Source organism: Streptomyces sp. NPDC005141, from assembly GCF_053599975.1.
In genome coordinates this window covers 112,648-135,858 of the sequence record NZ_JBSFYW010000003.1, presented here as the reverse complement: position 1 = coordinate 135,858, position 23,211 = coordinate 112,648, and the positions used below count along the sequence as shown (strand labels likewise).

The following is a 23,211-nucleotide window of genomic DNA, read 5'->3' as shown; positions in this document are numbered from 1 at the left end:
GTTGGCGTACCCGCGTGCGCACCTCAGTCGTCACCCTCTTCCAGGAGTCCCGCGATGGCCACTCCCCTGTCCGACACCCCTCTGTCCCCCCTGAAGACCGTCGCCGTCATCGGCCTCGGCACCATGGGCACCGGCATCGCCGAAGTGCTGGCCCGGGCCGGCCGCGACGTGATCGGCATCGACATCAGCGAAGCCGCGGCCGCCCAGGCCGTGGCCACCCTCGAAGCCTCCACCGCCCGCGCCGTGCGCCGCGAGCACCTCAGCGAGCAGGAGCGCACGGACGCGCTCGCCCGCTTCCGCACCTTCACCGACCTCGCGGCCGCCGCCGACGCCGACCTCGTCATCGAGGTGACGCCGGAGTCGTACGACATCAAGCAGCAGGTCTTCCGGGCTCTCGACACCATCGTGCGACCCGAAACGATCCTCGCGACGGGTACCAACGCCCTGTCCGTGACGCGCCTCGCCGCCGACTCGGCTCACCCCGAGCGCGTGCTCGGCCTGCACTTCTTCAACCCGGCGCCCGCGATGAAGCTCGTCGAGGTCGTCTCCTCGGTGCTGACCGCGCCGGGGGCCGTCGCCACGGTCACCGACCTCGCGATCGAACTCGGCAAGGAGCCCGTGGCGGTCGGCGACCGCCCCGGTTTCGTCGCCGACGGACTGCTCTTCGGCTACCTCAACCAGGCGGCCGCGATGTACGAGGCGAAGTACGCCTCCCGCGAGGACATCGACGCGGCGATGAAGCTCGGCTGCGGGCTGCCCATGGGCCCGCTCGCGCTGCTCGACCTGATCGGCGTCGACACCGCGCGGACCGTCCTGGAGGCGATGTACTCCGAGTCGCACGACCGGCTGCACGCCCCCGCGCCCATCCTCAAGCAGCTCAGCGAGGCGGGCCTGACGGGGCGCAAGTCCGGCCGCGGCTTCTACTCGTACGAGGCCCCGGGCAGCGACGCCGTCGTGCGGGACGCGCTGACGCCGCTGGAAGGGGCCGCCCTGACAGCGGGCCGTACCGTCCGCTCGGTCGGTGTCGCGGGCTCCGGCACGATGGCGTCCGGTATCGCGGAGGTCTTCGCGAAGGCCGGGTACGAGGTCGTCCTCGCGGCCCGTACCGAGGAGAAGGCGCAGACCGCGAAGGCCCGTATCGGCAAGTCGCTGTCGCGCTCCGTCGACAAGGGCCGGATGACGGCCGAGGCGGCGGCGCGGACCCTGGAGCTGATCACGCCGACCGGCAGCTACGACGACTTCGCCGAGGTCGATCTGGCCCTGGAGGCGGTCGCCGAGGACCTGGAGATCAAGCAGCAGCTGTTCGGCACGTTCGACAAGGTCTGCAAGCCCGGCGCGATCCTGGCCACCACCACCTCCTCGCTGCCCGTCGTCGCCTGCGCCCGCGCCACCTCGCGCCCGCAGGACGTGATCGGCATGCACTTCTTCAACCCGGCCCCGGCGATGAAGCTCGTCGAGGTCGTGCGGACCGTGCTGACCGCGGACGACGTGCACGCCACCGTGCGCGAGGTCTGCGCGAAGATCCGCAAGCACCCGGTGGACTGCGGTGACCGCGCCGGATTCATCGTGAACGCTCTGCTGTTCCCGTACCTGAACAACGCGATCAAGATGGTGCAGGAGCACTACGCCTCGCTCGACGACATCGACGCGGCGATGAAGCTGGGCGGCGGCTACCCGATGGGCCCCTTCGAGCTCCTCGACGTGGTCGGGCTCGACGTCTCGCTGGCCATCGAGAAGGTCCTGCACCGCGAGTTCCGCGACCCGGGCCTGGCCCCCGCGCCGCTCCTCGAGCACCTGGTGGCCGCGGGCTGCCTCGGCCGCAAGACGGGCCGCGGCTTCCGCGAATATGCCCGCCGCTGAGCATCCGGGCGACTGGTTCGCGGCCGACGCCGACTGGGGCGGACTGCTCGACCCCGCCGGAAACCCCCCGCCCTTCCCGGGCGGGGGGATCCCCGGACATGCGCGCTCTCCTGCGCACATGCAGTACGTTCGGGTCATGCCCCAGCCCGCCAAGTCCTCACGTACCCCTGCCACGCCCGACGCGCCGGAGAGTGCCGCCGGCAGTCGCGCGGCGGCCCAACGGCTCAAGATGCGCCGGGAGCTGGCGGCCGCGGCCATGGAGCTGTTCGCGGCCAAGGGGTACGAGGCGACCACCGTCGACGAGATCGCGGCCCAGGCCGGGGTGGCCCGCCGCACGTTCTTCCGTCACTTCCGCTCCAAGGAAGAGGCGATCTTCCCCGATCACGACGACACCCTGATCCGGGCGGAGGCGGTGCTCAACGCGGCGCCCGCGCACGAACATCCGCTCGACACCGTGTGCCGCGGCATCAAGGAAGTCATGAAGATGTACGCGGCCCAGCCGGAGATCTCCGTCTCGCGCTACAAGCTGACGCGCGAGGTGCCGACGCTGCGCGAGGCCGAGATCGCCTCGGTGGCCCGCTACGAGCGGCTCTTCACCCGTTACCTCCTCGGCCACTTCGACGAGCACGCGCACGACGACGACGCCAATGACGATCCGCTGCTCGCGGAGGTCGCGGCGTCGGCCGTGGTCACGGCCCACAACCACGTCCTGCGGCGCTGGCTGCGGGCCGGCGGACAGGGCGACGTGGAGACGCAGCTGGACCACGCCTTCGCCATCGTCCGCAAGACGTTCGGCACGGGAATCGGCGCGGGACGGGAGACCGCGCCACGACCGGCACCGGCCTCGTCCTTCACCGAGGGGGATGTGCTGGTGACCGTGGCCCGTGTCGACGCGCCCCTGGACCAGGTGATGCGCACCATCGAGCAGGCGCTCAAGGAACGGTCGTAGCCACCGTCACCCACGACGGGCGGCCCCATCAGCCACGATGGGCGACCCCCTCACCCACACCATCGACAGCACCGCTCGTCCGCACGGGCCGGACGGGTCGCTCCATCGCCGGACGGGCTCTTTTTGAGCACGTCCGGCGTTTTTGCGCCCTGATCTGATCGATCATCGCTCACGTGTTACGTAAAGATTTCACCTGAGCGCAACTTCTGGCACTGCGTGCCTTGTCAGGTGACACGGCGTGCCATACGTTGAATATGTCCGGGCGGCCGGCGTGCAGAGACCATTCGTACGCCGGCTGTCCCCGCAAGCCCCATGGCCTGCGCGCCCGGACGCCTGCGTCACAGGCAACCTTTTGCGCCAACCACAGCGCTGCCACAGCACCACCTCCGCCGAACCGACGGCACACCCCTCAGCAGCAGCACCGACGTAACCCTCAGCGTCCCCCTCGGACGCGCATCGCCGGAGGCAACACCGTGAAGGAAATCCTGGACGCGATTCAGTCGCGGACCGCCACATCCGCCGACTTCGCCGCACTTCCGCTCCCCGAGTCCTACCGCGCGATCACCGTGCACAAGGACGAGACGGAGATGTTCGCCGGGCTCAGCAGCCGCGACAAGGACCCCCGCAAGTCGATCCACCTGGACGACGTGCCGGTGCCGGAGCTCGGCCCCGGCGAGGCCCTGGTGGCCGTCATGGCGTCCTCCGTGAACTACAACTCGGTCTGGACGTCGATCTTCGAGCCGGTGTCGACCTTCGGCTTCCTGGAGCGCTACGGGCGGCTCAGCGAGCTCAGCAAGCGCCACGACCTGCCGTACCACATCATCGGCTCGGACCTCGCGGGCGTCGTCCTGCGCACCGGCCCGGGAGTGAACTCCTGGAAGCCCGGCGACGAGGTCGTCGCGCACTGTCTGTCCGTCGAGCTGGAGTCCTCCGACGGACACAACGACACGATGCTCGACCCCGAGCAGCGCATCTGGGGCTTCGAGACGAACTTCGGCGGCCTCGCCGAGATCGCGCTCGTCAAGTCCAACCAGCTGATGCCGAAGCCGGACCACCTGAGCTGGGAGGAGGCCGCCGCCCCCGGGCTCGTGAACTCCACCGCCTACCGGCAGCTGGTCTCCCGCAACGGCGCCGGCATGAAGCAGGGCGACAACGTGCTGATCTGGGGCGCGAGCGGCGGACTCGGCTCGTACGCCACGCAGTTCGCGCTCGCCGGCGGTGCCAACCCGATCTGTGTCGTCTCCAGCGAGCAGAAGGCGGACATCTGCCGGAAGATGGGCGCCGAGGCGATCATCGACCGCAACGCCGAGGGCTACCAGTTCTGGAAGGACGAGCACAACCAGGACCCCAAGGAGTGGAAGCGCTTCGGCAAGCGCATCCGCGAACTCACCGGCGGCGAGGACGTGGACATCGTCTTCGAGCACCCGGGCCGCGAGACCTTCGGCGCCTCGGTGTACGTCACCCGCAAGGGCGGCACCATCGTCACCTGTGCCTCGACCTCGGGCTACAACCACGAGTACGACAACCGCTACCTGTGGATGTCGCTGAAGCGGATCATCGGCTCGCACTTCGCGAACTACCGCGAGGCCTGGGAGGCCAACCGGCTCGTCGCCAAGGGCAAGATCCACCCCACGCTCTCCAAGGTCTACTCCCTGGAGGAGACCGGGCAGGCCGCCTACGACGTGCACCGCAACCTCCACCAGGGCAAGGTCGGCGTGCTCGCGCTGGCGCCCCAGGAGGGCCTGGGTGTGCGCGACGAGGAGAAGCGCGCCCAGCACATCGACGCCATCAACCGCTTCCGGAACATCTGAGGTCCCGATGACAGAGCGTCAGATCGCCGACGGGCAGCGGGAGCCCGCGCCCGCACGGGCGCGGCAGGAGAAGGACCGGCCGTGGCTCATGCGCACGTACGCCGGCCACTCCACGGCCGAGGCGTCCAACGAGTTGTACCGGCGCAACCTCGCCAAGGGGCAGACGGGCCTCTCCGTGGCCTTCGACCTGCCGACGCAGACCGGCTACGACCCCGACCATATCCTCGCCCGCGGCGAGGTCGGCCGGGTTGGCGTGCCGGTCTCGCACCTCGGTGACATGCGCCGGCTGTTCCAGGACATCCCCCTGGAGCAGATGAACACCTCGATGACCATCAACGCCACCGCCATGTGGATGCTGGCGCTCTATCAGGTCGTCGCCGAGGAGCAGGGTGCCGACATCACCAAGCTCCAGGGGACGACCCAGAACGACATCGTGAAGGAGTACCTCTCGCGGGGGACGCACGTCTTCCCGCCGGTGCCCTCCCTCCGTCTCACGACGGACATGATCACGTACGCGGTCAACCACATCCCCAAGTGGAACCCGATCAACATCTGCAGCTACCACCTGCAGGAGGCGGGCGCCACACCGGTCCAGGAGATCGCGTACGCGATGTCCACCGCGATCGCCGTCCTGGACGCGGTGTTCGCGTCCGGACAGATCGCCGAGGACCGCAAGGGCGATGTCGTGGCCCGTATCTCCTTCTTCGTGAACGCGGGCGTCCGCTTCATCGAGGAGATGTGCAAGATGCGGGCGTTCGGGCGGATCTGGGACAAGATCACGCGCGAGCGGTACGGCATCGAGAACCCCAAGCAGCGGCGTTTCCGGTACGGCGTCCAGGTCAACTCCCTCGGTCTGACCGAGGCGCAGCCGGAGAACAACGTCCAGCGGATCGTGCTCGAGATGCTGGCCGTGACCCTCTCCAAGGACGCACGCGCGCGTGCCGTGCAACTGCCGGCCTGGAACGAGGCGTTGGGCCTGCCCCGCCCGTGGGACCAGCAGTGGTCGCTGCGCATCCAGCAGGTGCTGGCGCACGAGAGCGACCTGCTGGAGTACGAGGACATCTTCGAGGGCTCGCACGTCGTCGAGGCCAAGGTGGCGGCCCTCGTCGAGGAGTCGCTGGCCGAGATCGACCGGATCGAGCAGATGGGCGGCGCGATGGCCGCCGTCGAGTCCGGCTATCTGAAGTCGCAGCTCGTCTCCTCGCACGCCGAACGCCGGGGCCGCATCGAGTCCGGCAAGGAGAAGATCGTCGGCGTCAACATCTACCAGTCGACCGAGCCGAACCCGCTCACGGCCGACCTGGACGCGGCGATCCAGACCGTCGACCCCGCGGTCGAGGCCCGGGTGATCTCCGCGCTCCAGAACTGGCGGGACACGCGCTACCAGCCGCCCTTCAACCACCCGCGCCCGTGCAAGGCGCTGGAGCGGCTGAAGGAGGCCGCGAAGGGCACCGCCAACCTCATGGAGGCCACCCTGGAGTGCGCCCGCGCCGGTGTCACGACCGGCGAGTGGGCCGGGGCCCTGCGCGAGGTGTTCGGCGAGTTCCGCGCCCCGACCGGTGTCTCGTCCGCGCCCGTCGCGGTGACCGCCGAGGAGGGCACCGGGCTCGCCCTGGTGCGCCGCAAGGTGGAGCTGACCGCCAAGGACCTGAACGTCGGCAAACTCCGCTTCCTGGTGGGCAAGCCGGGCCTGGACGGTCACTCCAACGGCGCCGAGCAGATCGCCGTGCGGGCCCGTGACGCCGGCTTCGAGGTGGTCTACCAGGGCATCCGGCTCACCCCGGAGCAGATCGTGGACGCGGCCGTGGCCGAGGACGTGCACGCCGTGGGACTGTCCATCCTGTCCGGGTCGCACGCCCAGCTGGTGCCGGACGTCCTGGAGAAGCTGCGCGCGGCCGGCGCGGGCGACATTCCGGTGATCGCGGGCGGGATCATCCCGAACGCCGACGCCGAACAGCTGCGGGCCGCAGGAGTGGCCGCGGTCTTCACCCCGAAGGACTTCGACATCACCGGAATCATCGGCCGTATCGTCGACGAGATCCGGAAAGCGAACAAGCTCGACCCCCTGGAGGTCCCCGCATGACCACGCCCGTCAACCGTCTGCGTCCGCGACGCTCCTGCCTCGCCGTGCCGGGCAGCAACCCCCGCTTCCTGGAGAAGGCCCAGGGGCTCCCCGCGGACCAGGTCTTCCTCGACCTGGAGGACGCGTGCGCGCCGCTGGCCAAGCCCGACGCGCGGCACACCATCGTCAAGTTCCTCAACGAGGGTGACTGGACCGGCAAGACGCGGGTCGTGCGCGTCAACGACTGGACGACCGAGTGGACGTACCGCGATGTCGTCACGGTCGTCGAGGGCGCGGGGCAGAACCTCGACTGCATCATGCTGCCGAAGGTGCAGACGGCCGAGCAGGTCGTAGCCCTTGACCTGCTGCTGACGCAGATCGAGAAGACGATGGGCTTCGAGGTCGGCAAGATCGGCATCGAGGCGCAGATCGAGAACGCCCAGGGCCTGAACAACGTCAACGAGATCGCCACCGCCTCCCAGCGCGTGGAGACGATCATCTTCGGCCCGGCCGACTTCATGGCGTCGATCAACATGAAGTCGCTGGTCGTGGGCGAGCAGCCGCCCGGCTACCCGGCGGACGCCTACCACTACATCCTGATGAAGATCCTGATGGCCGCGCGCGCCAACAACCTCCAGGCGATCGACGGTCCCTACCTCCAGATCCGCAACATCGACGGCTACCGCGCGGTCGCCCAGCGCGCCGCGGCCCTCGGCTTCGACGGCAAGTGGGTGCTGCACCCGGGTCAGGTGGAGGCCTCCAACGAGATCTTCTCCCCCTCGCAGGAGGACTTCGACCACGCCGAGCTGATCCTGGACGCGTACGACTACTACACGTCCGAGGCGGGCGGCAGGAAGGGCTCCGCGATGCTCGGCGACGAGATGATCGACGAGGCCAGCCGCAAGATGGCGCTCGTCATCTCGGGCAAGGGCCGGGCCGCCGGCATGCAGCGCACGTCCAAGTTCGAAGCCCCGGAGGCCTGAGCACCATGCAGTTCGGACGCACCTACGAAGAGTTCGAGGTCGGGGCGGTCTACAAGCACTGGCCCGGGAAAACGGTCACGGAGTACGACGACCACCTCTTCTGTCTGCTGACCATGAACCACCACCCGCTCCACATGGACAGCAACTATGCGGAGAAGACGACCGATTTCGGCAAGAACGTCGTCGTCGGGAACTACATCTACTCCCTGCTCCTCGGCATGTCCGTGCCGGACGTCTCGGGCAAGGCGATCGCCAACCTGGAGGTCGAGTCGCTGAAGCACGTGGCGCCGACCTTCCACGGCGACACGATCTACGGCGAGACCACGGTCCTCGACAAGACGCCGTCCCGGTCCAAGTCGGACCGCGGGATCGTCTACGTCGAGACCAAGGGCTACAAGCAGGACGGCACGCTGGTCTGCGTGTTCCGCCGCAAGGTGATGGTCCCCACCGAGACATACATCAAGGAGCGCGGCGGCGAGCAGCCCGGCCGGCCCGAACTCACCGCTCCCGCGGAGAAGAAGACGGAGAAGTAGTCATGGCGCGACTCGCCCAGACCGCCGGTCTGACCGACGTCCAGAGGGAGATCCTCTCCACCGTCCGCGACTTCGTGGACAAGGAGATCATCCCGGTCGCGACCGAGCTGGAGCACCGCGACGAGTACCCGCAAGAAATCGTCGACGGCCTCAAGGAGCTGGGCCTCTTCGGGCTGATGATCCCCGAGGAGTACGGCGGCCTGGGCGAGTCCCTCCTGACGTACGCGCTGTGCGTCGAGGAGATCGCCCGCGGCTGGATGTCGGTCTCCGGCATCATCAACACGCACTTCATCGTGGCGTACATGCTCAAGCAGCACGGCACGCAGGAGCAGAAGGACCACTTCCTGCCCCGCATGGCGCTCGGCGAGGTGCGCGGAGCCTTCTCGATGTCGGAGCCGGGGCTCGGCTCGGATGTGTCGGCGATCACGTCGAAGGCGGTGAAGGACGGCGACGAGTACGTCCTGAACGGCCAGAAGATGTGGCTGACGAACGGTGGAACGTCGACTCTGGTGGCCGTTCTGGTCCGAAGTGACGAAGGACACCCCGAGGGCACGGCGCCCCACAAGTCGATGACGACCTTCCTGGTGGAGAAGGAGCCCGGCTTCGGAGAGGTCCGCCCCGGCCTCACCATTCCCGGGAAGATCGACAAGATGGGTTACAAGGGTGTCGACACCACCGAACTCATCATGGACGGACTGCGCATTCCGGCCAATCGGGTACTCGGCGGCACCACGGGCCGAGGGTTTTACCAAATGATGGACGGAGTCGAGGTCGGCCGCGTCAATGTCGCGGCTCGTGGCTGCGGCGTCGCTCAGCGTGCATTTGAGCTCGGCGTCTCGTATGCCCAGCAACGTCACACTTTCGGCAAGGCGATCGCCCAGCACCAGGCGATCCAGTTCAAGCTGGCCGAGATGGCTACCAAGGTCGAGGCCGCCCATGCAATGATGGTGAACGCAGCACGCAAAAAGGACTCCGGGGAACGAAACGACCTCGAAGCAGGGATGGCGAAGTACCTCGCCTCCGAGTACTGCAAGGAGGTCGTCGAAGACGCCTTCCGGATCCACGGCGGCTACGGCTTCTCCAAGGAGTACGAGATCGAGCGCCTCTACCGTGAGGCGCCGATGCTGCTGATCGGCGAAGGTACCGCCGAAATCCAGAAAATGATCATCGGGCGCCGGCTGCTCGAAGAGTATCGACTCCAGGGCTAGATGTCCGGGTTCGGGGTGTTTTCATCGCGAAGAAGATCACACCCCGTCAACACTCTTCAGCCGTCGACTCCGCTTCCTGGCTTGCCCAGTTGCGGTCTGCGACCGGTACGATCGCGTGAAAGCCGCCGTCCCCCGTTCGAGCGCGGCATCATCCGCTACGAAGGTCATCCATGCCCCACAGCCAAACCTCTGCACCTCGCGGCCGGGTCCGCCTCGCGCGCGGAGCATCGCCGTGGCTTCTCCCGACCGTTGCCACCGCAGCACTCAGTCTGGCCCGTTCGCGCCGTTCCGGCGCGGCCAAGGCCGTGGCCGTACCCGTCACCGCGCTCGCGGCCGGGATGCTGTGGTTCTTCCGCGACCCCGAGCGTGAGATCACCCAGGGCCGTGTCATCTCGCCCGCCGACGGTGTGGTGCAGAGCATCATGCCGTGGAAGGACGGACGCACCCGCGTCGCGATCTTCATGAGCCCGCTCAACGTCCACGTCAACCGTGCGCCTCTCTCCGGCACGGTGACGTCGGTCGAGCACATCCCGGGTGGGTTCGTTCCCGCGTTCAACAAGGAGAGCGAGAACAACGAACGCGTCGTCTGGCACTTCGACACCGAGCTCGGTGACATCGAGATGATCCAGATCGCCGGCGCGGTCGCCCGCCGCATCGTCCCTTACATCCCTCAGGGCACCAAGGTCGAGCAGGGTGACCGGATCGGTCTGATCCGCTTCGGCTCGCGTGTGGACATCTACCTTCCCGAGGGTGTCGAGGTCGACGTGGAGGTCGGTCAGAAGACCGTGGCTGGGGTGACTCGAATTGACCGTGATTGATCCCGAGACACAGGCCGGCTGGGTGCCGGAGGCCGACGAGGCGGACGACGAGGAGGAGATGCCCCTCTCGCTCCGCCTCTCGATAGCGGACACGCTCACCCTCGGTAACGCCACGTGCGGCTTCATGGCGGTGTACTTCACCACCACGGGCATCCTGATCCCGCATCTCACGGGCAGCGACGAGTCGGGTATGGCCCGTCACTCCGCCGCGACGGCCGTGATCCTGATGCTCTGCGCCGCGGTCTTCGACCTGTTCGACGGCCTGGTTGCCCGCAAGCTGCGCTCCTCCCCCATGGGCGCCGAGCTGGACAACCTGTCCGACCTGATCAGCTTCGGCCTGGCACCGGCGTACTTCGTCCTGGTGTACGGCATGGTCGCGGACGACGCGTACCAGAAGGTTGCGGCGGTCGGAGCGATCGTGGTGCTGCTGGCCGTGGTGCTGAGACTCGCGAGATTCTCCTGTGTCACGGTGAAGGACGGCACGTTCCAGGGCATGCCGAGCCCCTTCGGCGCGCTGACGGTGGTCTCCATCGTGCTGCTCGAGCTGCCGTTCGCCGCCACGCTCATGGCGATCATCGGCACCGCCTGGCTGATGGTGAGCCGGGTCGAGTACCCCAAGCCGCGGGGTCGCCTCGCGGTCGCGATGCTCTCCTGGATCGTGCTCTCGATGGGTCTCCTGGCGGCGTGGGCGTTCGACGCGCCGGGCGGCCAGCTGCTCCTCCAGACGGGCTGCGCGCTGCAGCTCGTCATGGGCGCGGTGATCCCGCTGTTCGCCACGGCCCGCCGGGTGAACAACTTCCGGGGCAACCGGCGTGAGGCACGAGCCGCGCAGCTCCCGTAACACCCCGTACGCAGCGGAAGGGCCCCGAACCACACGGTTCGGGGCCCTTCCGCGTTTGCGGGGGGCGGTCAGCCGCCGGGTGTGTATCCCTCGGCGACGGACGAGGCCTCGGCCTCACGGACGACCTTCATCCCGCCCACCGCGCTCTTGGCGGGCTGCAGAATGACGCTCTCCTTCGAGGACGCGGCCTTCGGGTCGGTGAAGTCCTGGGTGATGCCGAAGCCCGGCTTGAACGCGTCGATGGTCAGCAGGGCCTTGTCGACGCCCTCGCGGGTGAGGTCCTTGGCCGCGCAGGCCTTCTTCAGCGCCTCACCGAACGCCGACGCGGCCGTCCAGCCCGCCACCACGCCGTTGTCGAGGGAGTCCTTCGGATAGGCGGCCTTGTAGTCCGCGACCAGCTTCTTCGCCTCCGGGGTGTCCGCGCCGATCGGCAGCGAGGGCGAGGCCACGTAGTAGTTCGCCTCCAGGGCCGGTGCCGCCGCGGTGGCGAGGAGCTGCGGGGCGAACGCCGAGTTGTTGCCGATGATCGGCACATTGAACTTGCCGGCCGCGGCGACTCCGACGAGCGAGGCCGCCTGCCGCGGTCCCGCACTGAGCACGATGGCCTTCACCCCGGCCTTCTTCAGCGCGACGACCTGGCCGGTCATGTCGTTGTCCGTGGGCTTGATCTTCTGCTCGACGACCTTGAGCCCCGCCTGCTTCGCGATGTACCGGGAGCCGGTCAGGGCGTTCTCGCCGTAGTCCCCCTCGAAGTACACATGGCCGATCTTGTCGCCCTTCTTGAGGCCCTTCTCCTTCATCAGGAAGTCGATCGCGTTGATCGTCTCGATGTCGTACGTGGAGCCGATGACCCGGATGTAGGGGCTGCCCAGCAGGGTGGCCGACCAGGCCTGCGGCAGGACCAGGCCCTTGTCCTGGCCGTCGATGCGCTGCTTGACGGCGGCGACGAAGGGGGAGCCGATGAACTGGGTGAAGCCCAGCACCTTCGGCGCCAGCTCCGTGTAGCCGGAGACGGCCTTCTGGGGGTCGTAGCTGTGGTCGCGGACCGTCAGCGCCAGCTTGTAGCCGCAGACGCCGCCGGCGGCGTTGGTCTGCTTCACATAGAGCTGCTGGGCCTGGGTGACGCTCTTGCCGAGCGTCGCGTAGACGCCCGTCATGTCGGTGAGCACCCCGAGCCCGATCGTCTTGCCCGAGATCCCTTCGCCGGTCTTCACCCCGCCGGCCGTCTGCTTGCCCTCATCGTCGTCCTTGGCCTTGGAGCTGCAGCCGGCCAGCACGAGCAGGGCTGCCAGCGCCCCCGCGGCCAGCCTCGCCGTGTGTGTCGTTCTCATCGTTCCTCCCCTGGAGTGGCCCCGGGACGGGGTTTGACGCGGAGCCGGGCGACCACCCTGACCAGGCCGCCCGGAAGAAAGAGCACCACCGCCACGACGGCGGCGCCGTACAGGTACCGGGCCGCCTCGCCGGGCGCGATCCCGCCCGTGCCCGGGTCGGAGACCAGGGGCAGCGCGTCGCTGTAGCGGGTCAGCAGCTGCGGCAGCAGCGAGACGAACACGGCCCCCACCACCGCCCCGGCGACCGAACCGAGCCCGCCGATGACGATCATGGCGAGGTATTCGAGCGAGAGCGTGATCCCGAAGTAGTCGGGCACCGTGCGCTGGAAGACCAGAGCGAGCAGCACCCCCGCCAGGCCCGCGTACATCGAGGACAGGACGAAGACGGCGGCGCGGTAGCGGGCGACGGGTACGCCGATCACCCCGGCCGCGATCCGGTGGTCCCGGATCGCGTTCATGGCCCGGCCGGGTCGCCCGCGCAGCACCCCGCGGGCGAAGAGCCCGCAGCCCAGGAGCAGCACCAGCCCCGCGTACCAGAGCTTCTCGGCCGAACCGAACGGCACGGCGGCCACGACGAGCTCGCGGTCGTCGAAGGTGAGGCCGAAGAGGCTCAGCGGCGGTACGTCGCGGCCGTTGAAGCCACCCGTCACATCCCGGGCGTTGAACAGGATGTGCTGACCGATGAAGATCAGGGCGAGCGTGGCGATGCCGAGGTAGGCGCCGCGCAGTCGCCCCGCGATCGGGCTGAACACACCGCCGGCGATCCCGGAGACGGCCACGGCGAGCACGGCCGCGAGCCAGGTCGGCAGCCCCAGACCGGTCAGCCCGTCGCCCCCGTCGGCCGCGAACACGCAGTAGCCGTACGCACCGACCGCGAGGAAGAAGGCGTGCCCCATGGAGAGCTGCCCGGTCGCGCCGGTGAGGAGGTTGAGGCCGATCGCGCCGATCGCCGCGGCCATCGCGAACAGACCGGCCTGGAGCCAGAAGCGGTCGAGGTAGAACGGCAGCGCCAGCAGCAGGACGGCTCCGGCGGCCCAGAGGGCGGTCCGGGTGCCGGGCAGCCGGACCGTGCGGTGGCGAGCGGTCCTGGGCGCGCTGCTCGCCTCGTCGCGGGTGAGGACCTCAGACACGGGCGAGCTCCTTCGTACCGAACAGCCCGGCGGGCCGGATGAGCAGGATCGCGACCATGACCACATAGGGCGCGAGATCGCCGAGGCCGCGCCCGAGGAAGGTGAGGTCGCTCTGGTAGCCGGTGGCCAGGGATTCGGTGACACCGACGAGGAGACCGCCGACCAGCGCGCCGGTCGTCGAGTCGAGGCCGCCGAGGATCGCCGCGGGGAACGCCTTGAGCGCGGCCAGCGAGGTGGCGCGTTCCAGCCCGGGGGTCGGGAAGACGGTCAGGAAGAGCGCGGCGACGGCCGCGAGGCCGCCCGCCACCGCCCAGGCCCCGAGGGACACCCGGCCGAGCCGGACCCCCATCAGGGCCGCGGTCTCCGGACTCTCCGCGGCGGCGCGCATGGCCACGCCCCAGGACGTGTAGCGGAAGGCCAGCAGAAAGGCCGTGATGAGCAGGGCCGCCGCGACGAACGCCGCGATCCGGGTGTGGGCGATGGACACCGGCCCGACGGTGAGGACGGCGTTGCCCCAGGGGTCGCCCAGCGCGAGGACGTCCGTGCCGATACGGCGGGTCAGCTCGGTGGTGAGCAGGATGTCGACGCCGATGGTGACGATGGCGAGGACGCTCTGGTCGGAGCCCCGGTAGCGGCGCATCACCAGGAACTCCACGGCGGCCCCCACCAGCGCGGCGCCGGCGACACCGGCGAGCAGGGCGGGCCAGAAGCCGATGTCGTCGTGGAGGGTCGCGGTGACATAGCCGCCCGCGAGCAGCAGGGAGGCATGCGCGAAGTTGACGACCTCGGTGGCCCGGAAGATGACGACGAAGCCCAGGGCGATGAGGGCGTAGACGGAGCCCATGGACAGGCCGTTGAGCAGGAGTTCGACGAAGGTGCTCATGACTCGCTCTCCTCTGGCTCGGCGCGCTCGCCCAGATAGGCACGCACCACCGCCGGATCGTTCTGTACGTCTCCGGGGGCGCCGTCGGCGATACGGCGCCCGAAGTCCAGTACGGTCACGGCGTCCGCGAGCCGCATGACCACCCCCATGTCGTGTTCGACCAGCACGATCGAGATGCCGAGGCTGTCGCGGACCCCCGCGACGACCGCGGCGGTACGGCGCCGTTCGTCGGCGGTCATGCCGGCGACGGGTTCGTCCAGGAGCAGGACCCGCGGTTCCATGCACAGGGCCCGGGCGAGCTCGGCGAGCTTCTGCTGCCCGTACGGAAGCGAACCGGCGGGCCGGTCGAGCTGTCGCTCCAGACCCACGAACGCGGCGATCTCGCGGACGCGTTCGCGGTGCCGCCGGTCCTCGCGCGCCGCCGCGGGCAGCCGCAGCCCGGCGGCGAGGAATCCGGCGCGGGTCAGCCGGTGACGGCCGAGCAGCAGACAGTCCTCGACGGTGGCGTGCGGTGGCAGGGCGAGGTTCTGGAAGATGCGGGCCACCCCGAGCCCGGCGATCCTGTGGGGCGGCAGGCCGGTGAGCTCGTGCTCCCCGAGGCGGACGCTTCCGGCGGCGGGCCGGCAGACACCGGACAGCACGTTGAAGCAGGTGGATTTCCCGGCACCGTTCGGACCGATGAGAGCGTGCACGGTGCCCGGTCGCACGGTGAAGCTCACCGCGTCGAGCGCGGTCAGTCCCGCGAACCGGACCGTCACGTCCCGGACGGCGAGCGGCGGAATGTCGGAGGGCACGGTCGTCCCGGTGGCCCCGGCGCTCTCGGCGGCGACGTGTGTCGCCACGCTGTGGTGTTCTTCCACGGTGGGTTCACCCCTTCCATCGGGACAGGGACGGGAGGCCGTCGCGCGAGGGTGCCCCGTCGGCCGCGGCGTCCTCGTCGACCACGCCGAGATAGCGGCGGCGCACCTCGTCGGAGGCGGCGAGCTCGGCCGCCGGGCCGGACAGGGTCACCTCACCGACCTCCAGGACATAGGCACTGGAGGCGAGTCGCAGGGCGAGGGCCGCGTTCTGTTCGACGAGCAGGACGGAGGTGCCCTGCTCGTTGATCTCCCGCACGGTGTCGGCGATCCGCGCGGCCATCAGCGGGGCGAGACCGAGTGACGGTTCGTCCAGCAGCAGCACCTTGGGTGCGCCCATGAGAGCCCGGCCGACCGCAAGCATCTGCTGCTCACCGCCCGACAGCAGTCCCGCGCGCTGCTGGGCGCGGTCGGCGAGGACGGGGAACAGGTCGTGCACGCGCCGCAGCGCGCGCTCCCGGTCCACCCGGCCGCCGGTGCCGCCGAGTGCTCCGGCGCGCAGATTGTCCGCGACCGTCATCCGGCTGAACACCCGCCGCCCTTCAGGGACTTGGGACACCCCGGCGGCCACCACCCGGTCCGGCGGCAGCCGGTCAAGCGGTCGTCCGCCCAGCGTGACCGTGCCGCCGGTGACCGCTCCCCCGTGGAAGGAGAGGGTCCGGCACACCGCCCGCAGCAGCGTCGACTTGCCCGCGCCATTGCTGCCCAGGACCGTCACCACGGTTCCCTCGGGCACCTCCAACGACACGTGACGCAGCGCGCGTACGGGGCCGTATCCGACCGACAGTTCCCGCACGAGCAGAGCGGAACCACCCATGGCACCTCCCTTGTCCTCGCTCGGTGTGGCGCTCACCTCAGCACCGGCGGACACCCCCGTCCACGGGGTACGGCCGAAACGCGGCGGGAGCCCAGCGGTGGCGCCCGCCCGTTGTGCACGCGCACAACACCGCGTGTCAGGGGCCTGTGCGACCCCGTGTCCCGGTGGCATCCTCCGGCCATGGGAGGGCGCAGACCGCGGACCGGTCATGACTGGAAGCTGCTCGCGGAGTCGTGTGTGGCTCTGCTGGACCGGCTGCCCGAGCTCGTCGACGAGCACGTCCGGCAGCTCACCGAGTACTCCGCCGTCTACGGACAGGTGCTGCCGTACGACCAGCAGTGGCGGGAGGCGGAGACCGCGATGCGGATCGGCATCCAGGCGATCTCCGCGCCGCGGGACTCACCACGCCGCGATCTGGAACACGCCGAGGAGGCGGGCCGGCGGCGGGCCCAGCAAGGGCTGCCGCTCGAACTCCTCGTGCACGCCTACCGGGCCGCGGGCTATCTGGTGTGGGACGCGCTGATGGAGAGCGCGGCGAGCCGGGAGCCCGAGCGCCTCGCGGTGCTCATGCGGTGCGCCACGATGGTCTGGTCGGCCGTGGACGCGCAGGCCACGACCGCGTCGGAGTCCTACCTCGCCACCGAACGGGAGTTACGGCGGCGTACCGACGAGCAGTTGCAGGCCCTGCTCGACGCTCTGCTGGAGGGCCAGGAGGCACCGGGGCTCGCGGCACGGGCGGCCGCCGGGCTCGATCTGCCCGAGCACGGACCGTACGCGGTCGTGGTGCTGCGGACGGAGCGCCACGACGGACGGGACGGCTGCGTCCGGCCGATGCTGGGGGCGGGGCTGCGGTTCATCTGGCGGATGCGGGCCGACTGCGAGATCGGGGTGGTGGCGCTGGACGCCGAGCAGAGCCTGGACGGGGTGGCCCGGCTGTTCGACGGACGGCGCTCGGGTCCGGGCGGTATCAGCCCCGTGGTCTCGGGACTCGGCGAGCTGGGCCGGGCCCGGCGGTGGGCCGAGCTGGCGCTGCGTACCTGTCCACCGGACGCGACCGGTGTCGTACGCCTCGATCAGCGGATGCCGACGGCGCTCGTCGTGAGCCAGCCGGAGCTGGCGGACCGGCTGGTGTCGGACGTGTTCGGCGCGCTGCTGGAGCTCGAACCGGCCGACCGGGCCGTGCTGATCGAGACGCTGGACATGTGGCTGGCCTGCGAGGGTTCCGCGGGACGGGCTGCCGGACGCCTGTACTGCCACCGGAACACCGTCTTCAACCGCCTGCGCCGGCTGGAGCAGCTGACGTCCCGCTCACTGGCCCGTCCCCGCGACCTGATCGAGATGACCCTGGCCCTGGACGCCTACCGACTGGCAGGCGCCGGGGCGGTCGCGGGGACGGAGCAGGGTGCGGGGACGGGACGGTGAGACGACGGCGGTCGCCGTCAGGCCACGGGCGGCAGACTGCAGGCGGCAGGCGGCAGAGCAGGGCGGCGGACCGCCCCGGGGGCCGAAGGGAGTGACGAACCCCTTGGGCCTCAGACCAGGAAGTCCCGGCCGATGTTCTCCGCCACCCGCTCCAGGATCGGCCCCGCGTCGGAGATGCACTTCGCGATGTCGGGCTCGACCTCGGTCAGGGGATACGCCCGCCGGATGCCGGCCCTGCCGAGCGCCTCCGGCGGGAGCGCCAGGCGACCGCAGACCGCGACGACCTCCTTGCCCTCGGCACGGGCCGCCGCAGCGACCCCCGCGGGCGCCTTGCCGTGCAGTGTCTGCTCGTCGAGGGACCCCTCACCGGTGATCACCAGCGTGGCGCGCTCCAGCGCCGCCGCGAAGCCGAGGACCTCGAGCATCACCTCGATGCCGGGCCGGAAGCGGGCGCCAAGGACCAGAGCCCCATAGCCGACCCCTCCCGCGGCGCCCGCGCCGGGCGCGGAGGCGTAACCGGCGGCCTTCGGCCCGATCGCCTTCTCCAGGACGGTCGCGAAGTGGGCGAGCGCGGTGTCCAGGGTCGCCACGTCGTCGGGACCCGCCCCCTTCTGGGGGCCGTACACGGCGGGCGCCCCCTTGGGTCCCGTCAACGGGTTGTCCACATCGCTGGCGAGGACGAAGTCGACCGCGGAGAGCCGGTCGTCCAGGCCGGACAGATCGGCGGTCTCCACCTCACGCAGCGCGGCGCCGCCGGGAGCCACCGGCTCACCGCCCGCGCCGAGGAAGCGCGCGCCGAGCGCGGACAGCATGCCCGCGCCGCCGTCCGTCGTCGCGCTGCCGCCCACACCGAAGACGATGGTGCGCGCACCCGCGTCCAGCGCGGCGCGCAGCAGTTCCCCGGAGCCGTACGTCGAGGACGAGAGCGGTGCGAAGACGCCCGCGGGCAGCCGCTGCAGCCCGCTCGCCTCGGCCATCTCCACGACCGCGGTGTCACCGCGCAGCGCGTACGCGGCGGTCACCTCGTCGCCCAGTGGTCCGGCGACACGCACCTCGCGGCGCTCGAATCCGGCCGCGACCGCCGCGTCGACGGTGCCGTCACCGCCGTCGGCCACGGGCAGCGACTCGACCTCGGCCCGCGGCGCGACCCGGCGCAGTCCGGCCGTCACCCTCTCCGCGACCTGCACGGCCGTCAGCGATCCCTTGAACTTGTCCGCGGCGATGAGCACACGCGGGGTCCGATCCACTGCAGCGTCCGCCACCTTGCATTCCCCTTGCTTCCGGGCCTTGCACACGTCAAGGCAGTCGCGCCGCTGCGACCTTAACCGGAGGAAGCCCCCGCCGTCATGCCCCGCCCAGCCCGCGGGACCGCCCGTCGCCGACGCCCTCGGGGCGCGGAGCATCGGCGGAATCGAGGGTTCTCGGAGCGCCCGGTTCCGTGCCACGGCGAGCGTCCCCGCCCGGAATTGGGTAGACCGGAGCCATGACCCCTGTGGGCACAGACATCGCCGACCGCGTCCTCGGGGGCTGGCTGGGCCGGATCGCGGGCAACATGCTCGGCAAACCGGTCGAGCAGGGCGACCACTGGACGCGGGACCGGATCGACCGCTATCTGCGGCAGGCCGCGGCCCTGCCCCTGACCGACTACCTCCCCGCGCCCGCCGATGACGGCGCGGGCGACGAGTTCGAACTGCGGCCGGAGTGGCGCAGCTGTGTGCGCGGCCGCATCCACGGCAGCTGCCGCGACGACGACGTGGACTACGCGATCCTCGGGCTCGACCTCCTGGAGACGCACGGCTTCTCGTTCAGCACCGAACAGGTGGGTGACCTGTGGCTGCTGCGCCTGCCGTATCTCCAGACGTTCACGGCGGAGCGGGCCGCGTACCGCAACCTCGCCCAGGGTCTGAAACCCCCGCTCACGGCGACGTACGAGAACCCGTACCAGGAGTGGATCGGTGCGCTGATCCGCGCCGACGTCTACGGCTGGACCTGCCCGGGGCTGCCGCGGCGCGCCGCCTCCCTGGCCCGCCGGGACGCCGTTCTCTCGCACACCGGCAACGGCGTGTACGGCGCGATGTGGGCGGCGGCGCTGATCTCCGCGGCCTTCACCGCCCCGTCCGTCCGGGACGCGCTGGACACGGCACTCACCGTGATCCCCGCGAGCAGCCGCCTGGCCCGCACCGTACGCCGGGTGCTCGCGCTCCACGAGACCCGGATGACCTGGGAGGACACCCTCACCACGGTGTCCGAGGAGACCGCCGGGATGGGCTGGATCCACACGGTCCCGAACGCGGCGGTCCTGACCGCCGGGCTCCTCTACGGCGACGGCGACTTCACGCGCACGATCACGCTGACCGTCCGGGGTGGCCTGGACACCGACTCGAACGGCGCGACCGCCGGCTCCGTCGCGGGCGTCCTGTGCGGGGCGGCGGCGATTCCCGCGCAGTGGAAGGACCCGCTGGAGGACACCGTCCGCAGCGCGGTGTTCGGCTTCGACGGGGTACGGATCAGCGAGCTCGCGGCGCGCACGGTCGCGCTGGCGGAAGTCGGGGCCGGGGCCGGGATCTAGGACCTGTTCGTCCTGACCGCGCCGGCCGAGGCGCCGCACGTCCGGCGGGCGGGCGGCCGAAGTACCGTACGTCCGACGGGTGTTGGAGGGAGCGTCCCGGCTCGGTCCCCGTTCCGCGCGCGGCCGGGCAGCGGGTCCGGGGTACATCCGCCTCCGATGTACGCCGGAAGGCGCTCGATACCCTTCCTGGGTGACCAATTCGGACTTCGCCGCGTACATCGCCGGTCTGCCCCGTGTCCTCGCCGGGGCCGCCGCTCTCTTCCGCGACATCGAGGGGCATGTGCTGCTCGTCGAGCCGAACTACCGCGAGGGCTGGGCGCTGCCGGGCGGAACCGTGGAGTCGGACGCCGGGGAGAGCCCACGGCAGGGCGCGCGCCGCGAGACGGCCGAGGAGATCGGCCTCGACGTGGAACTCGGACGGCTTCTGGCCGTCGACTGGGTCCAGGGGCCGGGTCGCCCGCCGCTGGTGGCGTATCTGTACGACGGCGGAGTGCTCGGCGAGCACGACCTCAAGGCGATCCGCCTGCAGGAGGAGGAGCTGCTGTCCTGGCGGCTGGTGCCGCGCGAGGAACTGGCCGCGTATCTGCCGGGCGCCCTGGGCCGCCGCGTCCTCGCCGGACTCGACGTCCTGGCGAAGAGCGCGGGGACGGCGGAACTGGAGAACGGCCACCGGGTGGGGTGACCCGGGCGCCCGTCTCGCACCCGGCTCACGGGTCTCGTCATGGCTCGGCGGCCGAGGGCTCACCCCTCGGCCGCCAGACCGGTTTTCTCGTCTCCCGTCGAGGATCGTGCCCGGGTCAGCCGAGGATCCTGCGCTTCTGTTCCTCGAATTCGGCCTCGTTGAGGACGCCCTGGGCCTTGAGGTCCCCCAGCTGCTTCAGCTGATCGATCTTGCTGGTCATGTCGTCCGCCGGAGCGGCGGGCGGGGGCGCGGCGGCGGGCGGCGGCTCCTGGTACTGCTGCTGCTGGGCTTCCTGCTGAGCCCATCGCCCCTGCTGACGACGTGACACACGGTTCGAGACGGCGGTGGCCGTACCGGCCACCACGGCGGTGCGGGCGACCCCGCGGAGGAGACCTGGCACGGTGGTTTCCTTTCAGGCACGAGGCGGAGGGAATGACCCCGAAAAGGGATTCACTCCCTCGCGGTGCGGCGAATTACCGGCACACCGGACAGGTCCATTGGAGCACCGTACGCATTCCTCCGCACATCGATCTCGGCCCCGCCCCGCGCGATTTCCGACGATCTGCCGGTCCGTCATTCCCGTGGCAAGCTGAAATGTGGGCCACCGACCGTCGCCCGGTCAGTGGCGAGGTCTAGCAGGAGGAGCTCGCAATGGCTACGACGAGTACGCACCGGCAGGAAACCGCCGGCAGTTCGGGAGCGTGGGTGTCCGGCTGGACCGCCTTCGCCGGGGTCATGATGATCTTCGGCGGTGCGATGTCGGTATTCCAGGGCATCGCCGCCATCGCCCAGGACGACGTCTTCGTCACCACCCGCAACTACGCCTACAGCTTCGACCTCACGAGCTGGGGCTGGATCCACCTCACCCTCGGTGTCCTGGTCGTGCTCGCCGGCATCGCCCTGTTCCGCGGAATGCTTTGGGCCCGCGTCGTCGGCATCACCCTGGCAGGCCTGGCCATGGTCGCCAACTTCATATGGCTCCCGCACTCCCCTGTGTGGGCCAGCGTGCTGATCGCCATCGACGCCTTCGTCATCTGGGCGCTGTGCGTCGGAACCGGCCGGGACGCCCGTACCGACTAGGACCTGGACGACGCCGACCAGGACCTGGGCGACGCCGGCCCGCTCCGCCGACGGCGGAGCGGGCCGGCTTTCGTTTCGTCTATCCGGCGTCCGTGTCGTCGAGCGCGGCCAGCACGGCCGGCACCGGGATGCGCCCGGAGGCGACCAACTGGGCACCGCCGCGTCGCAGGGCGGTGGCGAAGGGCGCTGCCCATACGTTCTCGTAAACCAGGATTCCGGCGGAGTTGCCGGGCTTCAGGGCCCTGCCCGCCTCCTCGATGTCGTCCTCGCCGAGCAGGCCGGAGGACGCGCCCTCGAAGACGGCCAGGTCGAGCGCACCGTCTCCGGTGAGGTCGGCGATCTCCACGCCGACCACGGATCCGTCCTCGTCCTTTCTCACGAACAGAAGGTCGAGGATCCGAATGAGGCCGCGGTCCACCAGATCGACCAGGATCGGAAATCCCTCGCCGGTCATTCGGTTGCCGGGAAACTCGACGACCACATAGTCGATCGGTCCCATCTCGACGAATTCCTCTTCGCTCACGGCTTCACCCCTGCATGGTCATGGTGATCCCCCTGCCCCTCAATTGCATTGCAGTCCATTGCAGCACCGGACGGATGCCGCCGCACTTCCGGCTCGGGTTCACGCGGTCAGCTGGTAGATGCTCTTGCCCACCAGCCACAGCCCCAGGAACAGCACCAACGACACCAGCGCCTGCTCCTGATGCTCCTCCAGCCACGTACGCAGCTTCGCGAGCCGTACGTGGGCCGATCGCGGGGCGAACGTCGCGTAGAGCTCCATCGTGAGCAGGCTGGAACTGGCCAGCAGGCAGTAGCCCATCAGCGCCGCGTACGACGCGGCGTGCGCCAGGTTCGCGTCCACGACCGTGGCGGCTCCGGCCGCGACCATCCCCCACGGCTGGAGCAGCAGCGCCAGCCCGGCCGCGGACCAGGGGGAGATCCGCTCGATCCGGGACATGAAGCCGGAGGACTTGTTCCGCTTGCCGATCCTGCGGCGGGTGCGCTCCGCGTAGCAGACCATTCCGACGCCGATGGCCAGTTTCACCGCCAGGGCGGCCGTGGACGGCGCGGACTTCGGCGCCGGTGGCCGGCCGCCGGTCATGATCAGTACCGCGGCGATGATGCCGACGAAGGTGGCCAGCCAGGTAAGGATGAAGGCGAGGCCCTTCCAGACTCCGTTGCGTGCCGACAGCACCAGCACGAATCCGGTGACCGGCAGCGGGTCCAGGGCGATCACCAGACCGATGAGGACCAGGTCAAGGACCATCGCCGCCCCCGCGTGGTCTCGCGCGGCTCACGACCGCGGCATCGCGCATGCCTTCATCGTCACCTGCCCCGCCGACGTCCACAAATCCGCGGTTCCGCCCGCCTCACC

The 23,211-nt window shown here is 70.1% G+C and carries 22 protein-coding genes; 13 read left to right on the top strand and 9 right to left on the bottom strand.

From position 1 onward, the window contains the following. Nucleotides 1–54 precede the first annotated feature (54 nt). The 9 genes from ACWD68_RS03470 to pssA all read left to right on the top strand — a co-directional run bounded on the left by ACWD68_RS03470 (nucleotide 55) and on the right by pssA (nucleotide 11,065). The gene (locus ACWD68_RS03470; protein WP_451804793.1) at nucleotides 55–1,860 is read left to right on the top strand and encodes a 3-hydroxyacyl-CoA dehydrogenase family protein; all 1,806 of its coding nucleotides are present in this window, start codon (nucleotides 55–57) and stop codon (nucleotides 1,858–1,860) included. Between the two features lie 136 nt (nucleotides 1,861–1,996). Beyond that, complete coding sequence (locus ACWD68_RS03465; protein WP_266763821.1) at nucleotides 1,997–2,809, top strand: TetR family transcriptional regulator; 813 nt, start codon at nucleotides 1,997–1,999, stop codon at nucleotides 2,807–2,809. A gap of 473 nt (nucleotides 2,810–3,282) precedes the next feature. After that, nucleotides 3,283–4,620: a crotonyl-CoA carboxylase/reductase gene (ccrA, locus tag ACWD68_RS03460; protein ID WP_451804792.1), complete on the top strand. Its 1,338-nt coding sequence runs from the start codon at nucleotides 3,283–3,285 to the stop codon at nucleotides 4,618–4,620. 7 nt (nucleotides 4,621–4,627) lie between these two features. Beyond that, nucleotides 4,628–6,703 (top strand): protein meaA, encoded by a 2,076-nt coding sequence (locus ACWD68_RS03455; RefSeq protein WP_451804791.1) that lies wholly within the window; start codon nucleotides 4,628–4,630, stop codon nucleotides 6,701–6,703. Beyond that, nucleotides 6,700–7,665, top strand: coding sequence for an HpcH/HpaI aldolase/citrate lyase family protein (locus tag ACWD68_RS03450; RefSeq protein ID WP_451804790.1), 966 nt, complete (start codon nucleotides 6,700–6,702; stop codon nucleotides 7,663–7,665). The genes ACWD68_RS03455 and ACWD68_RS03450 overlap by 4 nt, the downstream gene beginning before the upstream one ends. A gap of 5 nt (nucleotides 7,666–7,670) precedes the next feature. Then, the gene (locus tag ACWD68_RS03445; RefSeq protein WP_261705053.1) at nucleotides 7,671–8,198 is read left to right on the top strand and encodes a MaoC family dehydratase; all 528 of its coding nucleotides are present in this window, start codon (nucleotides 7,671–7,673) and stop codon (nucleotides 8,196–8,198) included. Nucleotides 8,199–8,200: 2 nt separating this feature from the next. Continuing rightward, nucleotides 8,201–9,406, top strand: a complete 1,206-nt coding sequence (locus ACWD68_RS03440) for an acyl-CoA dehydrogenase family protein (RefSeq protein WP_451804789.1) — start codon at nucleotides 8,201–8,203, stop codon at nucleotides 9,404–9,406. A gap of 170 nt (nucleotides 9,407–9,576) precedes the next feature. Next, nucleotides 9,577–10,224 carry a phosphatidylserine decarboxylase gene (locus tag ACWD68_RS03435; RefSeq protein ID WP_328552592.1) on the top strand — a complete coding sequence of 216 codons (648 nt, stop codon included), beginning with the start codon at nucleotides 9,577–9,579 and terminating at the stop codon, nucleotides 10,222–10,224. A gap of 22 nt (nucleotides 10,225–10,246) precedes the next feature. Next, nucleotides 10,247–11,065 carry a CDP-diacylglycerol--serine O-phosphatidyltransferase gene (pssA, locus tag ACWD68_RS03430; RefSeq protein WP_266765926.1) on the top strand — a complete coding sequence of 273 codons (819 nt, stop codon included), beginning with the start codon at nucleotides 10,247–10,249 and terminating at the stop codon, nucleotides 11,063–11,065. 68 nt (nucleotides 11,066–11,133) lie between these two features. Here pssA and ACWD68_RS03425 read toward each other — a convergent pair whose 3' ends face one another. The 5 genes from ACWD68_RS03425 to ACWD68_RS03405 form a co-directional block, all read right to left on the bottom strand. Then, nucleotides 11,134–12,396, bottom strand: a complete 1,263-nt coding sequence (locus tag ACWD68_RS03425; RefSeq protein ID WP_451804788.1) for an ABC transporter substrate-binding protein — start codon at nucleotides 12,394–12,396, stop codon at nucleotides 11,134–11,136. Then, nucleotides 12,393–13,526 carry a branched-chain amino acid ABC transporter permease gene (locus ACWD68_RS03420; RefSeq protein ID WP_451804787.1) on the bottom strand — a complete coding sequence of 378 codons (1,134 nt, stop codon included), beginning with the start codon at nucleotides 13,524–13,526 and terminating at the stop codon, nucleotides 12,393–12,395. The genes ACWD68_RS03425 and ACWD68_RS03420 overlap by 4 nt, the downstream gene beginning before the upstream one ends. Further along, on the bottom strand, nucleotides 13,519–14,409 hold the full coding sequence (locus ACWD68_RS03415) for a branched-chain amino acid ABC transporter permease (RefSeq protein WP_266763814.1): 891 nt from the start codon (nucleotides 14,407–14,409) through the stop codon (nucleotides 13,519–13,521). Before ACWD68_RS03415 ends, ACWD68_RS03420 begins: the two co-directional genes overlap by 8 nt. Beyond that, on the bottom strand, nucleotides 14,406–15,191 hold the full coding sequence (locus ACWD68_RS03410; RefSeq protein WP_451804915.1) for an ABC transporter ATP-binding protein: 786 nt from the start codon (nucleotides 15,189–15,191) through the stop codon (nucleotides 14,406–14,408). Before ACWD68_RS03410 ends, ACWD68_RS03415 begins: the two co-directional genes overlap by 4 nt. Before the next feature lie 85 nt (nucleotides 15,192–15,276). After that, a complete protein-coding gene (locus tag ACWD68_RS03405; RefSeq protein ID WP_451804786.1) occupies nucleotides 15,277–16,083 on the bottom strand; it encodes an ABC transporter ATP-binding protein in 807 nt (268 codons plus the stop codon). A 180-nt stretch (nucleotides 16,084–16,263) separates the two neighbouring features. Between ACWD68_RS03405 and ACWD68_RS03400 the strand changes: the two genes are divergently transcribed. After that, a complete protein-coding gene (locus ACWD68_RS03400; protein WP_451804785.1) occupies nucleotides 16,264–17,505 on the top strand; it encodes a PucR family transcriptional regulator in 1,242 nt (413 codons plus the stop codon). A gap of 110 nt (nucleotides 17,506–17,615) precedes the next feature. Here ACWD68_RS03400 and ACWD68_RS03395 read toward each other — a convergent pair whose 3' ends face one another. Then, entirely contained in the window at nucleotides 17,616–18,767 is a 1,152-nt protein-coding gene (locus ACWD68_RS03395; RefSeq protein WP_451804784.1) for a glycerate kinase, read from the bottom strand. 221 nt (nucleotides 18,768–18,988) lie between these two features. Between ACWD68_RS03395 and ACWD68_RS03390 the strand changes: the two genes are divergently transcribed. Together ACWD68_RS03390 and ACWD68_RS03385 are read left to right on the top strand one after the other, a co-directional pair. After that, nucleotides 18,989–20,074, top strand: coding sequence for an ADP-ribosylglycohydrolase family protein (locus ACWD68_RS03390; protein WP_451804783.1), 1,086 nt, complete (start codon nucleotides 18,989–18,991; stop codon nucleotides 20,072–20,074). Nucleotides 20,075–20,264: 190 nt separating this feature from the next. Continuing rightward, nucleotides 20,265–20,756: an NUDIX domain-containing protein gene (locus ACWD68_RS03385; RefSeq protein ID WP_451804782.1), complete on the top strand. Its 492-nt coding sequence runs from the start codon at nucleotides 20,265–20,267 to the stop codon at nucleotides 20,754–20,756. A gap of 115 nt (nucleotides 20,757–20,871) precedes the next feature. On the opposite strand, the gene ACWD68_RS03380 is transcribed toward ACWD68_RS03385, so the two are convergent. Beyond that, the gene (locus ACWD68_RS03380) at nucleotides 20,872–21,156 is read right to left on the bottom strand and encodes an SHOCT domain-containing protein (protein WP_451804781.1); all 285 of its coding nucleotides are present in this window, start codon (nucleotides 21,154–21,156) and stop codon (nucleotides 20,872–20,874) included. Between the two features lie 251 nt (nucleotides 21,157–21,407). On the opposite strand from ACWD68_RS03380, the gene ACWD68_RS03375 reads away from it, so the two are divergent. Then, on the top strand, nucleotides 21,408–21,836 hold the full coding sequence (locus ACWD68_RS03375; protein WP_451804780.1) for a DUF7144 family membrane protein: 429 nt from the start codon (nucleotides 21,408–21,410) through the stop codon (nucleotides 21,834–21,836). A gap of 79 nt (nucleotides 21,837–21,915) precedes the next feature. Here ACWD68_RS03375 and ACWD68_RS03370 read toward each other — a convergent pair whose 3' ends face one another. Together ACWD68_RS03370 and ACWD68_RS03365 are read right to left on the bottom strand one after the other, a co-directional pair. Then, on the bottom strand, nucleotides 21,916–22,335 hold the full coding sequence (locus ACWD68_RS03370) for a DUF6325 family protein (RefSeq protein ID WP_451804914.1): 420 nt from the start codon (nucleotides 22,333–22,335) through the stop codon (nucleotides 21,916–21,918). Between the two features lie 123 nt (nucleotides 22,336–22,458). After that, entirely contained in the window at nucleotides 22,459–23,103 is a 645-nt protein-coding gene (locus ACWD68_RS03365; RefSeq protein ID WP_451804779.1) for a GAP family protein, read from the bottom strand. Nucleotides 23,104–23,211 lie beyond the last annotated feature (108 nt).

What these genes read in the sequence shown, in the direction of transcription:
- ACWD68_RS03370 (WP_451804914.1), bottom strand. Translation starts at nt 22,335, where the DNA reads ATGGGACCGATCGACTATGTGGTCGTCGAGTTTCCCGGCAACCGAATG.
- ACWD68_RS03415 (WP_266763814.1), bottom strand. Translation starts at nt 14,409, where the DNA reads ATGAGCACCTTCGTCGAACTCCTGCTCAACGGCCTGTCCATGGGCTCC.
- ACWD68_RS03405 (WP_451804786.1), bottom strand. Translation starts at nt 16,083, where the DNA reads ATGGGTGGTTCCGCTCTGCTCGTGCGGGAACTGTCGGTCGGATACGGC.
- ACWD68_RS03375 (WP_451804780.1), top strand. Translation starts at nt 21,408, where the DNA reads ATGGCTACGACGAGTACGCACCGGCAGGAAACCGCCGGCAGTTCGGGA.
- ACWD68_RS03435 (WP_328552592.1), top strand. Translation starts at nt 9,577, where the DNA reads ATGCCCCACAGCCAAACCTCTGCACCTCGCGGCCGGGTCCGCCTCGCG.
- ACWD68_RS03400 (WP_451804785.1), top strand. Translation starts at nt 16,264, where the DNA reads ATGGGAGGGCGCAGACCGCGGACCGGTCATGACTGGAAGCTGCTCGCG.
- ACWD68_RS03455 (WP_451804791.1), top strand. Translation starts at nt 4,628, where the DNA reads ATGACAGAGCGTCAGATCGCCGACGGGCAGCGGGAGCCCGCGCCCGCA.
- ACWD68_RS03445 (WP_261705053.1), top strand. Translation starts at nt 7,671, where the DNA reads ATGCAGTTCGGACGCACCTACGAAGAGTTCGAGGTCGGGGCGGTCTAC.
- ACWD68_RS03470 (WP_451804793.1), top strand. Translation starts at nt 55, where the DNA reads ATGGCCACTCCCCTGTCCGACACCCCTCTGTCCCCCCTGAAGACCGTC.
- ACWD68_RS03450 (WP_451804790.1), top strand. Translation starts at nt 6,700, where the DNA reads ATGACCACGCCCGTCAACCGTCTGCGTCCGCGACGCTCCTGCCTCGCC.
- ACWD68_RS03365 (WP_451804779.1), bottom strand. Translation starts at nt 23,103, where the DNA reads ATGGTCCTTGACCTGGTCCTCATCGGTCTGGTGATCGCCCTGGACCCG.
- ACWD68_RS03390 (WP_451804783.1), top strand. Translation starts at nt 18,989, where the DNA reads ATGACCCCTGTGGGCACAGACATCGCCGACCGCGTCCTCGGGGGCTGG.
- ACWD68_RS03425 (WP_451804788.1), bottom strand. Translation starts at nt 12,396, where the DNA reads ATGAGAACGACACACACGGCGAGGCTGGCCGCGGGGGCGCTGGCAGCC.
- ACWD68_RS03440 (WP_451804789.1), top strand. Translation starts at nt 8,201, where the DNA reads ATGGCGCGACTCGCCCAGACCGCCGGTCTGACCGACGTCCAGAGGGAG.
- ACWD68_RS03465 (WP_266763821.1), top strand. Translation starts at nt 1,997, where the DNA reads ATGCCCCAGCCCGCCAAGTCCTCACGTACCCCTGCCACGCCCGACGCG.